Raw genomic sequence first — 11457 nt, forward strand, 5'->3', positions numbered from 1 at the left:
CACGGGGTGCTGGACAGGCCCATTGACAGGCCCGTCATTGGCCTAATGGGCGTGCCGAAACGCCGGTTGCGTGAAGCTGACTCCGACTCCGGCAGCGAGGAAGGGACGCGACGTGTCTGACGGCAGGCGGAAGTCATCGGACACCGAGGTGGACCGCTCGGAGGGGTTCGGTGAGCGGCTGCTGGGTGTTCTGCTCGACCGTGCGCACGAAATGCCGCCTTCGTTGATCGCCCCGCTCATCGCGGAAGAAGTGGCGGCGATCGGCGGACGTGACGTCTCCATCCTGCTGCAGGACTACGAACAGCTGCTTCTGGTGCCGTTGCCCGGCCGGCTGGGTCAACGCCGGCCACCCGGCACCGCTGCTCATCCGAGGCCATGCCGTGGCCGACCGGCTGGAGAGCCCCACCACCCTGCCGGTCGGTTTCGGCGGTCACCAACCGGTCGTGACGGAGCGGACTCTGCGACGAGGGGACCGCGTGCTGTGCTTCACCGACGGTCTGATCGAGGAGCACCGCGCAGGAGGGGAGCAGTTCGGTGAGGAGCAACTCGTCGACTGCACCGACCGCGTGGCGAGTGAGCACGTCTCAGTACGAGCGGTGGTGCGTGCGCTCTCCCACGCCCTGAAACACGACCGCGGCGGTGTCACCAGCGATGACGCGACCATCTTCCTCATCGAGTGGCGTGGCGGCAGCAGCGACCACCTCGCCTTCTTCGGATGAGTTGACCACCGTGCGCGCCGTCACCGGCCGCTACTTCGTGGCCCCCCGGGCGAAGCCGTTGTAGATGTACCGCTGGAGGAACAGGAAGATCACCAAGGTCGGCACGATGACGAGAACCGCCCCTGCGGAGATGTACTCCCAGTGCGCACCGAACGGTCCCTTGAACCGGAACAGGGCCGTCGACATGGTTCCGAGATCCTCCTTGGGCATGTAGAGGAAAGGGATGTAGAAGTCGTTGTACGTGGTGATGCCCTTGATGATGACCACGGTCGCGATGGCCGGCTTCAGCAGCGGAAAGATGATCTTCCGGTAGATGGTGAAGGAATTGGCGCCGTCGATGCGCGCCGCCTCGTCGAGGGACCGGGGGATGCCGCGAACGAACTGCAGGAAGATGTAGATGGCCACGATGTCGGTGCCCATGTACAGCAGGATCGGGGCCCAGCGCGTGTTGAACAGCCCGAAGCTGTTGACGACCTGGAAGGTGGCGACCTGCGTCGTCACGGCCGGCACCAGCGTGGCCATCAGAAACAGGGCCACGACGAGCTTCTTGAGGCGGAACTCGAAGCGGTCGATGGCGTACGCGGTCATCGAGCCGATGATCACGGTGCCGGTGATGGAGAACAGCAGGATGAAGGCCGTGTTGCCGAAGGCCTTCAGCAGGTGGCCGTCGTTGAAGGCCGTGGCGTAGTTGGAGAAGTTGAGCCAGTCGTCCGGCAGGGCCAGGGCGCCCTGGCCGTCGGAGATCTCCCCGTAGGACTTCAGCGAGGTCAGGAAGACCACGACGAGCGGCAGCAGCACCACGAGAGAGGCGACGACCAGCGACACGTACGTCAGGGTGGTGCCGATACGGGGTCGGCGGCGCGCTCGTTCCTGCGGGCGGGCGGGGGCGGTGAGGGTCATACGAGATCCACCTTCTCGTCGGGCACGAGGCGACGCTGGATCCAGGTGATCACCAGGATGATCGCCAGCAGCACCACGGCGCAGGCCGAGGCCAGGCCGGTCTTGTTGAACTGGAAGGCGTACTTCACCGTCTGGATGACGAACGTCGAGGTCTCCGTCGCCCCGCCGGTCATGATGTACGGGATTTCGAACACGGAGAGGGAGCCCGAGATCGCCAGGATGACGCTGAGGCTCAGCACCGGGCGGATGCTCGGCGCGATGATGTGCCGGAACTGCTGCCACCGGGTCGCGCCGTCGAGCTGGGCGGCCTCGTAGAGCTCGCCGGAGATGGACTGGATCGCGCCGAGGAACAGCACGAAGTTCAGGCCGGTGTAGCGCCACACGGACACGCCGGCCATGGATGTGTTGGCGGACTCCGGAGTGCCCAGCCAGGCGTGGTCGGTGTCGGCGCCGAACCAGGACAGGACCGAGTCGAGGGTGCCGCCGTCCTGGAAGAAGTACAGGAAGACGAAGCCGATCGCGACCCCGTTGATCAGGTACGGGAAGAACAGGATGCCCTTGAACAGGTTCCTGAAGCGCAGGTCGAAGCTGAGGACGGTGGCGAAGTACAGGGCGATGACGATCTGTACGACGGACGCCGCCAGGTAGTAGAAGCTCACCGCGAACACCCGGAGCAGTTCGGGACGGGTGAAGATCTCGGTGTAGTTCTCCGTCCCGACGTAGTTGCGGTCGGGGCTGACGCCGTCCCAGTCGGTGAAGCTGTAGTAGAGCATGTTGCCCACCGGCACGTAGGTGAACGTGATCAGCAGGGCGAGCGGGGCCAGCAGGAACAGCCACGGCGTGATCGTGCGCATCGGCCGGTCGCGCCACGAGGCGCCGGCCCGGGCGCGGTGCCGGGAGCGTTGCTTGCCGGTCCCACCCGGATCGGTGACCTGGGCGGGTGGGGAAGCGGTGGAAGCGGTTCGGGTCATCGCGGAGCCAGGGCCTTTCGTCGTCCGCTGAGGGCACTGGGCCGCCGGGCCCCGCTCGCCGACGTGGCCGGGCGGGCGGGGGACCGGCGGGTGCTGGGTCAGGCGGTGCCGGGTTCAGGAGCCGACGGTCTGCCTGGCCTCGGACCAGCGCTTGTTCAGGTCCTCGAAGTAGCCCTCGAGTGATCCGTCGACGGCGCCGCGGGCGATGTCGATGAGCTTCTTGCGGTAGTCGGGCTTGTTGAGTCCGATCTCGGAGGCGTTGTCGATGGCGTTGACCTCGGCCGTCTTCGCCTCGGAGCGTTCAATCAACGTGACATCGTTGTCACCATAGTCCTTGAGTGTCGCCGGCATCCCCTCGGACTTCAGGGCGGAGACGCCGCCCTCCTCGGTCGCGTAGCCGGACTTCTCGGTGAACCAGTCGATCCACGCCCGGGCGGCCTCCTTGTGGTCGGAGTGGATGTTGACGGCCTGCTGGTAGTCGGAGACCAGGGTGGCGCAGAAATGGCCGTCCTTCTGGGACGGGACCGGCATGAAGCCGATGTCGTCGGGATTCTGCCCGGCACTCTCGGCGGCGTCCCGCATCTGGTTGATCGCCCAGGAACCGAGCATCATGCTGCCCACCTTGCCCTTGGCCAGGAGGGTCTTGGAGCTCTCCCAGTTGGTGGTGGCCGGGTCCTTCTCCGACAGCTTCTGGTGGACGATGTCGTAGAGCAGGGTGTCGAGGACGTTGAGGTCGTTGCCCTCGGCCCAGGGCTTGTCCATCGCGGCCAGTTTGTCGGACGCCAGGGTGTCGCAGCTGATCGAGCCGACGCCGTTGGTCCAAGGGCTCTCGAGCGGCCAGCCGTCCTTGAAGTTGGTGTAGTACGGGGTCGCACCGGTCTCGTCCTTGACGGCCTTGAGGTCGTCGAGGAACTGCCCGGTCGTCGTCGGCCAGTCGGTGATCCCGGCCTTCTTCCACAGCGCCTTGTTGTAGACCAGGCCGTTGGCGGTTCCGAAGGTGGCGATGCCGTACGTATTGCCGGCGACGTCGGTCTTGCCGGTGAAGCGGTAGGTGGACTTCATCGACGAGGTGTCGCCGAGCGGCGCGAAGAACGTGGGGTAGTCGCCCTTGGCGACCGCCGACGGGATCAGCAGGACGTCGCCGTAGTCCTCCGTGTTCATACGGATCTTCACCTCGCCCTCGTAGTCGGTGAGCCCCTCGAACTCGACCTTCACCTCGGGGTAGGTCTTGTTGAACTCGGCGGCGTACTTCGTCATCGTCCCGTCCTCGACCAGGTCGGTGCGATTGGTCAGCACGGTGATGTCCCCCGAGACGTCCTCCGGGTTCGCCGGCGCGGTGGCGGTCTCGTCGGCGTTCGGGCTCCCCCCTCCGCTGCACCCCGCGACGGTCAGCATCGCGGTGGCCAGCAGAGCGACGCTCAGCGTCCTCTTCCCCATGTGCCCAGCTCCTTTCCAAGGATTGCGCGGCTTACGGCTCGGGCTCCGGTGGTGGCTGACGGCGACTATGTCAGTCGGTCGTGAACCGGTAAAGCTGCCCAATCCTTCGCGATACTCAATCGTTACCTGAGGTGAGAGGTGAGATAGAAGAACCCATGTGCCAACTGCGCCTACGAAAGGACTTCGGTCGAGCAGAGAGGGCTAGACCGGTTTACTTCTCCGGGTTAGGTTGAGCCGCGTTGCCTACGACCACGGGCCCGTCCCGCCGAAGGAGCCGTACATGAAGGAAGTCGTCCCGCTCGCCGAGGACTGGAGCCTGAGCCACAGCGAGAACCTGCTGCCCGCCCAGGTTCCCGGCTGCGTCCACACCGATCTGCTCACGGCCGGCCTGATCCCGGACCCCTTCCTCGGCGTCAACGAACCCGACGTGGCCTGGGTCGGACAGCGGGCCTGGACCTACGTCCGCGACCTGCGGGCCACCGACACCGCAGAGGAGGGACACGAGCGGACCGACCTGGTCTTCGACGGCCTGGACACCGCCGCGACCATCACCCTGGACGGGCGGGAACTGGGCCATACCCGGAACATGCACCGGCGCCACCGTTTCGACGTCACCGGTCACCACGGGCTCCTGGAGGTGCACTTCGCCTCCGCCTACGACGAGGCGGCCTCGGTGCGGGCACTGACGGGGGAGCGCCCCAACGTCTACCCGGAGCCGTTCCAGTACATCCGCAAGATGGCGTCCAGCTTCGGCTGGGACTGGGGTCCGACCCTGGTGACCGCCGGCATATGGCGTCCGGCGCGGCTGGAGCGGTGGTCGACGGCCCGGCTGGCCGACGTACGCCCCCTGGTGACGGTCGACGACGGCACGGGCCGCGTCGAGGTACGTGTCGAGGTCGAGCGGACCGCGCAGGGGACGGCCCACCCACTCGCCGTACGTGCCACCGTCGAGGGTGCTCTCGTCGAGGGCGGACTCGTCGAGGCGCGCGGCGTGGTGGAGGGTACGCACGCCGTGCTGACGCTGGAGGTGCCCGACGTCTGCCTGTGGTGGCCCCGCGGCTACGGCGACCAACCTCTCTACGACCTGGAACTCGTGCTCGTCGAGGGAGCCGACGAAGCCGACGAAGCGCGGCCCCTGGACTCCTGGCACCGGCGGATCGGCTTCCGGAGCGTGGAACTGGACCGCTCGGCGGACGAGCACGGCACCGGGTTCACCCTCGTCGTCAACGGCGAGCGGATCTTCGCGCGCGGGGTCAACTGGATCCCCGACGACGTGTTCCCCTCCCGGATCACCCCGGAGCGCTACCGCACCCGACTGCGCCAGACGGCCGAGGCGGGCGTGGACCTGGTCAGGATCTGGGGCGGCGGCATCTACGAGGACGACGCCTTCTACGACGCCTGTGACGAGTTGGGCCTCATGGTCTGGCAGGACTTCCTCTTCGCCTGCGCCGCCTACCCCGAGGAGCAGCCGCTGCGCGGCGAGGTCGATGCCGAGGCCCGCGACAACGTTGTCCGGCTCATGCCGCACCCCTCGCTCCTGCTGTGGAACGGCAACAACGAGAACCTCTGGGGTTTCCGCGACTGGGCCTGGGAGCCCGAGCTGCGCGGCGACTCCTGGGGCGGCGGCTACTACCTGGACCTGCTCCCCAGGATCGTCGCCGAACTCGACCCCACCCGCCCCTATGCCGCAGGCAGCCCCTGGTCCGGCTCCTGGGACCACCACCCCAACGACCCGGCCCACGGCACCCACCACTCCTGGGAGGTCTGGAACCGCCGGGACTACGCCGAGTACCGCGACTCGGTGCCGCGCTTCGTGGCGGAGTTCGGCTGGCAGGCGCCGCCCGCGATGGCGACCCTGCGGCGCGCACTGCCCGGCGAACGACTCGCGCCGAACTCTCCCGGCATGCTGCACCACCAGAAGGCCGAGGACGGCAACGGCAAGCTGAACCGGGGCGTGGAACGCCACTTCGCCCTGCCCGCGGACGACTTCGACCGCTGGCACTACCTCACCCAGGTCGTGCAGGCCCGCGCGATCGCCACCGGGATCGAACACTGGCGCTCGCACTGGCCCGTGTGCGCGGGCACCGTCGTCTGGCAGATCAACGACTGCTGGCCGGTCAGCTCCTGGTCGGCCATCGACGGCGACGGCCGGCTCAAGCCCCTTTACCACGAGCTGCGCCGGGTCTACGCGGACCGGCTTCTCACGCTCCAGCCGGGCGACGGCGACGGCGGCGATGAGGGGGGCGACAACGACCCCGTGCTCGCCGTCGTCAACCAGTCCGCCGAGCCCTGGCAGGCGCGCGTGACCCTGCGCCGGCTGCGGGCGGACGGCACCGGGGTGGCCGAGCACGTGCTCGACGTGACCGTCGCCGCCCGCTCGGTGCACCGGCAGACAGTGCCGCAGGGTCTGGCCCCCGCCCCCCGTTGCGCCAAGGAATTCCTCGTCGCCGACAGCGAGGGGCTGCGGAGCGTGCACTTCCCCGTCACGGACCGGGAGTTCGCCTACCCGGCCCCGCGGTACGACGTGGCCGTGGAATCCCCGATGGGTACCGGGACGGGTAGTGTCGAGGTCGTGGTAACCGCACACACCCTCGTACGTGACCTTCTCCTGCAGGCCGACCGCCTCGGACCGGACGCGGTCTGCGACACCGGACTGCGCACCCTGCTCCCCGGCGAACAGCTTCGCCTGCGGGTCGCGGGCGCGGCCGAGACCGGGGCCAACGCCGTACGAGCGGCACTGTTCTGCGTGGAACCGGCGTGAGCACACCGTCCGTACGCGTCACCATCAAGGACGTCGCCGCAGCCGCCGGCGTGTCCAAGGGCGCCGTGTCCCTGGCCTTCAACGACAAGCCCGGGGTCTCCGACGCCACCCGGGAGCGGATCTTCGCGGCGGCCCGGCAACTGGGCTGGGCCCCCAACTCCTCGGCCCGCAGCCTCTCGCGCCAGTCCGTCGACACCGTGGGGCTGGCGATCTGCCGGCCGGCCCGGCTGCTGGGCCTGGAGCCGTTCTACATGGAGTTCGTCTCCGGCATCGAGAGCGTGCTGGCCGAGCGCGACTGCTCGTTGCTGCTGCGCCTGGTCGGCTCGCTGGAGGAGGAGATCGGGCTGCAGGAACGCTGGTGGCGGGAGCGGCAGGTGGGGGGCTCGATCCTGGTCGACTTCCATCAGGAGGACCCGCGGATCGGCCCGCTGCGGAAGATCGGCCTCCCGGCCGTGGCGGTCGGACATCCGTCCCTCACCGGGGGATTCCCGTCGGTGTGGACCGACGACGCGGCCGCCGTCGCCGAGGCCGTGCGCTACCTGGCGGTGCTGGGGCACCGGCGCATCGCACACGTGGGCGGCCCCCGGGGGCTGGGGCACAGCGCCATCCGGACGACCGCGTTCGAACAGACCATGAGCGAACTCGGCCTCGACTGCGGCCCGCACGTGGAGACGGGATTCTCGGGCGAGGACGGTGCGCGCGCCACCCGCTCCCTGCTGCTGTCCGCCGAGCGGCCCACGGCGATCCTCTACGACAACGACATCATGGCGGTCGCCGGACTCGGTGTGGCCGCCGAGATGGGGGTCTCCGTGCCGGACGACCTGTCGCTGCTGGCGTGGGACGACTCCCAGTTGTGCCGGCTGACGCATCCGACGCTGTCGGCGATGAGCCACGACGTGCACGGCTTCGGTGCGCAGGTCGCGAGGGTGCTCTTCGAGGTACTGGCGGGTAAGGACGTGACGTCCCAGCCGGTCGCGACGCCGTCACTGGTACCGCGGGCGTCGACGGCCTCACCTCGTTCGTAGCGGCGGCGGAACGGACGAACGGAAGGACAAGAAGGGGCGCGGCGTCATGCCGCGCTCCTTCACGGTGTGGCCGGATCCCGAGAGCGAGAGCGAGAGCGAGGGCGCCGTTTTCAAGGCCCACGGAGCCCTGTGCGCCGACTGCTCGGCCCCGCGGGCTCAGCCGGTGAATTCGTTGACACCGAGGGCGAAGTCCCAGTGGCCGACCCCCTTGCCGGCGAGGCCCACCGTGACCAGGCCCATGCCTTCCAGCCAGGGCGCCATCTTCAGGCCGCCGACGTCCAGCGGGCGCAGCCCGAGGCTCTCGACGAATGCCGCCACGCCCGCCTTGGCCTGCGCACTGTCGCCGGCGATGAAGACGTCGGGCCGGCCCTTCTCCAGGACATTGCGGAAGACGGTGTTGAACGCCTTCACCACGTCGGTGCCGGCCGGGGCCACCTTGGCGACTTCCTGCGCGATCGAGGTCTCCTCACTGTGGGCCAGCCCGTCGAACGTGGCGTTGAACGGGTTGCTGATGTCGACGACGACCTTGCCCGCGAGGGCGTCTCCGTACTCGGCGACGACCGGAACGACACCGTCGTACAACAGGGCCGTGATGACGATGTCCCCGGCCGGGACGGCGCCCCACCGGCCCGTCGTCGCGCCGCCGCCCAGAGTCTTGGCCAGGTCGTCGGCCTTGGACTGATCGCGTCCCATGACCTCGACGCTGTTGCCGCCCGTCAGCGCGAGTGTGCCGATGGTACGGGCCATGTTCCCCGTGCCGATGAGGGTGATGCTGCCCATGAGTGTGCTCTCTTCCTGTTCTCGAGGTGTCGTGCCCGCGGCATTCCTGGTGTGTGGTTCAGATGGCGGTGGTGCCGCCGTCGGAGACCAGTTCCAGGCCGTTGACGTAGCTGGAGTCGTCGGAGGCGAGGAACAGGGCGACGGTGGCGATTTCTTCGGGGCGGCCCATCTTTCCGCGGGGGATGAGGGACTCGAATTCCGCCTTGGTCGCCTCGTCGAACAGTTCTTCCTGTTTGGCGGTGGCGACCTGGCCGGGGGTCAGGACGTTGACCCGGATCCTGCGGTCGCGCAGTTCGTTGAGCCAGACGCGGGCCCAGGCCTGCTGGACGGCCTTGCTTCCCGCGTAGAGGCTCCAGCCGGGGAAGGCGCCGAGGGAGGCGTTGGATCCGGTCATGAGGATCGAGCCGTTGTCGTTGAGCAGCGGCAGTGCCTTCTGCACGGTGAACAGGGTGCCGCGCGCGTTGAGCGAGAAGGCGCGGTGGAACTGCTCCTCGGTGATCTCGCCGAGGACGCCGGGTTCGCCCATTCCGGCGCTGGCCCACAGCACGTCGATCGAGCCCTTTTCCCGCTTGACGGTGTCGTACAAGCGGTCCAGGTCGTCCAGTTCGGCCGCGTCACCCTGGACGGCGGTGACGTTGCGGCCGATCAGCTTGACGGCGTCGTCCAGTGCTTCCTGCCGCCGGGCCTGGATGAAGACGTGCGCTCCTTCCTCGACGAACAGTTTGGCGCCGGCCAGTGCCATGCCGGTGGATCCGCCGGTGATCACCGCTACCTTGCCATCGAGCTTTCCCATGATCACTCCATTGGATAGAACGGGTATCCGAAACAGTTCGATTCTTACGTACACCGGACTGTGTATGTAACGTACCCGGCGGCCGACCGGAGTGCAAGCTACGTACACCGATCGGTACCAATCCCGCCGCGGGCGTGCACGGTCCAGGCGTATGTAGACCGATCTGTACCGAACGGTCTACAGTGGAGGCATGACGGAGTTGGAGAAGGGTCCCCTGGGTCGGCGCCGCGGCAGGGGCGCACGCGAGCGCATCCTCAGCGCGTCACAGCAGCTGTTCCGTGATCAGGGCATCAACCGCACCGGCATGGACCAGCTCTGCGCCGTGGCTCAGGTGTCCAAGCGCACGGCATACCAGCACTTCGCCGGCAAGGACGAACTCGTCGCCGAATACCTGCGCCGATTCGATCCCGACGTCATGCCCGGAGTGTTCGACCGGACCGACCTCACACCCCGCGAGCGACTCCTCGCCGCCTTCGAGATACCCGCGTCCACGCCCCTGTGCCCGTACATCGCGGCGGCCGTCGAACTCCACGACCCCCAACACCCCGCATCCCAGTACGCACGCGACTACAAGACCGCCATCGCCGCGCGGCTCACCGAGACCGCCCGCGAAGCCGGCGCCACCAACCCCGAACAGCTCGGCGAGCAACTGGCGCTGCTCATCGACGGCGCCTCGGCCCGCACCCGAGTCCTCAACAGCGAATCCTTCCCCGCCGCCGCAGCCATCGCCGCCGTCCTCATCGACAACGCCATCCCCGCGTCATCTCCTCGGCAGCCCGGCGACGACCGCGGAACTACCGGGCCCGCTCCCGTTCCGGTGGGAGGCCAGTGACGGCCCGATCACGCCTCGTCGGCCGGAAGACGGCGTCGAGTCCGGCGCGGCCGGAGCGGTAGCTGCCGGGACTCGGGTCGGAGAGCGGGAACCCCGACCGCAGCAGCTCCGTCGCCGACATCGAGGCCAAGGGCGCCAACACCGGTCGCGTCCGAGGTCGCTCTACTTGAACCAGGTCAGGCACCCGTCGAGGTCGACGCTGGGTCGGCCCGCTTCCACGGTGCCGTCTGGTCGCACCACCGGCCGCCCGTGTTCCAGAGCATCCGCGAGCGCGGAAACCCAGTCCTGCAACGGCCACGGCTCGTCGCAGAGCGGCTCATGACCTGTTTCGACACCCCACGTCCCCACAGACGCGGTAGCGGCCTCCACGTACAAGCCAAACGCGTAATCGTCCGGAGAGTCCGCGGCGAAAGGAAGCGCGCCGACCTCCCGCTCCCATTCCTGAGTGTGGATCAGGTACTGCTCACGCAGTTTCTCCAGCGGAAACCACCAGAACTCGCCCGGGAAGAAATCCGGTGCGTATCCCTCTTCCTGCCCGTCATGAAGCCGATACCACTGGCGCAGCACCGCAGGGACGCGCACGCCTATGACGTGTTCGGTCTGGTCGATCTCCTCGTGTGTCGCCGCCGGCCGCAGGGAGCCGAGCGTGCCAGGGGCGTTCTGCGTCAGCCACTCCTCGACCTTGCCCCACGCCTGACGTAGACGTTGCATGTTCTCGGTCATGACCGGCAGCGTATTCGTGCCCACCGGCGGGGCAGCGCCACGCATCGCTGACCGCGGCCGACCGGCAGGGTGGCGCCCCGCCCAGGGACTCCAGGGCGGGGCGTTCGGTCGTACGGGCGTGTCAGGCGTTGTTCGTGTACGTGAGGAAGTGGGTCCAGGCCGCCGAGGAGACGGCGAGCTGGTCTCCCTGCCGCACCTTCGAGTCGCGGACGTGGACCGTCTCGGGGCAGGACGCCACCTCGACGCAGTCGCCTTGACTGCCGCTGCTGTAGCTGGACTTGTGCCACGTCATCGCGACTTCGACGCAGTCGCCGTCGCTACCGCTGCTGTAGCTGCTCTTGAACCAGGTCAGGTCGGGTGAGCTCATAGCGATCCTCGCATTCGCTTCAACAGGCCCTTGGAATCCTCGGGGTTAAGGGGTCGGGTAGCCGGACCACGTTGCCGTGATCCGGCCCCCTCAGAACCGGACGTGCGCCTTTCAACGCATCCGGCTCAAGCAAGCCGCGAGGGCTTCGC

Annotated in this window: 10 protein-coding genes and 1 pseudogene; 4 read left to right on the plus strand and 7 right to left on the minus strand. The window is 68.1% G+C overall.

From position 1 onward, the window contains the following. The first annotated feature begins 112 nt into the window (after positions 1-112). Positions 113-719 (plus strand): annotated as a pseudogene (locus KUM40_RS17285) (PP2C family protein-serine/threonine phosphatase). A gap of 30 nt (positions 720-749) precedes the next feature. On the opposite strand, the gene KUM40_RS17290 reads toward KUM40_RS17285, so the two are convergent. From KUM40_RS17290 to KUM40_RS17300, 3 genes are all read right to left on the minus strand, one after another. Further along, positions 750-1619: a carbohydrate ABC transporter permease gene (locus KUM40_RS17290; protein ID WP_217166878.1), complete on the minus strand. Its 870-nt coding sequence runs from the start codon at positions 1617-1619 to the stop codon at positions 750-752. Beyond that, positions 1616-2590, minus strand: coding sequence for a carbohydrate ABC transporter permease (locus KUM40_RS17295; RefSeq protein WP_217166879.1), 975 nt, complete (start codon positions 2588-2590; stop codon positions 1616-1618). Before KUM40_RS17295 ends, KUM40_RS17290 begins: the two co-directional genes overlap by 4 nt. A 114-nt stretch (positions 2591-2704) precedes the next feature. Continuing rightward, a complete protein-coding gene (locus tag KUM40_RS17300; protein ID WP_217166880.1) occupies positions 2705-4027 on the minus strand; it encodes an ABC transporter substrate-binding protein in 1323 nt (440 codons plus the stop codon). A 280-nt stretch (positions 4028-4307) separates the two neighbouring features. Between KUM40_RS17300 and KUM40_RS17305 the strand changes: the two genes are divergently transcribed. After that, a complete protein-coding gene (locus KUM40_RS17305) occupies positions 4308-6788 on the plus strand; it encodes a glycoside hydrolase family 2 protein (protein ID WP_217166881.1) in 2481 nt (826 codons plus the stop codon). Further along, positions 6785-7813 (plus strand): LacI family DNA-binding transcriptional regulator, encoded by a 1029-nt coding sequence (locus KUM40_RS17310; protein ID WP_217166882.1) that lies wholly within the window; start codon positions 6785-6787, stop codon positions 7811-7813. The genes KUM40_RS17305 and KUM40_RS17310 overlap by 4 nt, the downstream gene beginning before the upstream one ends. Before the next feature lie 156 nt (positions 7814-7969). On the opposite strand, the gene KUM40_RS17315 is transcribed toward KUM40_RS17310, so the two are convergent. Beyond that, positions 7970-8593 (minus strand): NADPH-dependent F420 reductase, encoded by a 624-nt coding sequence (locus KUM40_RS17315; protein WP_217166883.1) that lies wholly within the window; start codon positions 8591-8593, stop codon positions 7970-7972. A gap of 58 nt (positions 8594-8651) precedes the next feature. Beyond that, positions 8652-9386, minus strand: a complete 735-nt coding sequence (locus tag KUM40_RS17320) for an SDR family NAD(P)-dependent oxidoreductase (protein WP_217166884.1) — start codon at positions 9384-9386, stop codon at positions 8652-8654. A 190-nt stretch (positions 9387-9576) separates the two neighbouring features. Between KUM40_RS17320 and KUM40_RS17325 the strand changes: the two genes are divergently transcribed. Beyond that, on the plus strand, positions 9577-10218 hold the full coding sequence (locus KUM40_RS17325; protein ID WP_217166885.1) for a TetR/AcrR family transcriptional regulator: 642 nt from the start codon (positions 9577-9579) through the stop codon (positions 10216-10218). A 162-nt stretch (positions 10219-10380) separates the two neighbouring features. Here KUM40_RS17325 and KUM40_RS17330 read toward each other — a convergent pair whose 3' ends face one another. Together KUM40_RS17330 and KUM40_RS17335 are read right to left on the minus strand one after the other, a co-directional pair. Beyond that, entirely contained in the window at positions 10381-10941 is a 561-nt protein-coding gene (locus KUM40_RS17330; protein ID WP_217166886.1) for an SMI1/KNR4 family protein, read from the minus strand. 121 nt (positions 10942-11062) lie between these two features. Beyond that, positions 11063-11308, minus strand: a complete 246-nt coding sequence (locus KUM40_RS17335; protein ID WP_217166887.1) for a DUF397 domain-containing protein — start codon at positions 11306-11308, stop codon at positions 11063-11065. Positions 11309-11457: the final 149 nt, after the last annotated feature.

The sequence above is a fragment of the Streptomyces sp. AC512_CC834 genome (genome assembly GCF_019049325.1).
Lineage (GTDB): Bacteria > Actinomycetota > Actinomycetes > Streptomycetales > Streptomycetaceae > Streptomyces.

Coding starts and splice junctions, on each gene's coding strand:
- KUM40_RS17290 (WP_217166878.1), bottom strand. CDS start 1,619: ATGACCCTCACCGCCCCCGCCCGCCCGCAGGAACGAGCGCGCCGCCGA.
- KUM40_RS17295 (WP_217166879.1), bottom strand. CDS start 2,590: ATGACCCGAACCGCTTCCACCGCTTCCCCACCCGCCCAGGTCACCGAT.
- KUM40_RS17300 (WP_217166880.1), bottom strand. CDS start 4,027: ATGGGGAAGAGGACGCTGAGCGTCGCTCTGCTGGCCACCGCGATGCTG.
- KUM40_RS17305 (WP_217166881.1), top strand. CDS start 4,308: ATGAAGGAAGTCGTCCCGCTCGCCGAGGACTGGAGCCTGAGCCACAGC.
- KUM40_RS17315 (WP_217166883.1), bottom strand. CDS start 8,593: ATGGGCAGCATCACCCTCATCGGCACGGGGAACATGGCCCGTACCATC.
- KUM40_RS17320 (WP_217166884.1), bottom strand. CDS start 9,386: ATGGGAAAGCTCGATGGCAAGGTAGCGGTGATCACCGGCGGATCCACC.
- KUM40_RS17325 (WP_217166885.1), top strand. CDS start 9,577: ATGACGGAGTTGGAGAAGGGTCCCCTGGGTCGGCGCCGCGGCAGGGGC.
- KUM40_RS17330 (WP_217166886.1), bottom strand. CDS start 10,941: ATGACCGAGAACATGCAACGTCTACGTCAGGCGTGGGGCAAGGTCGAG.
- KUM40_RS17335 (WP_217166887.1), bottom strand. CDS start 11,308: ATGAGCTCACCCGACCTGACCTGGTTCAAGAGCAGCTACAGCAGCGGT.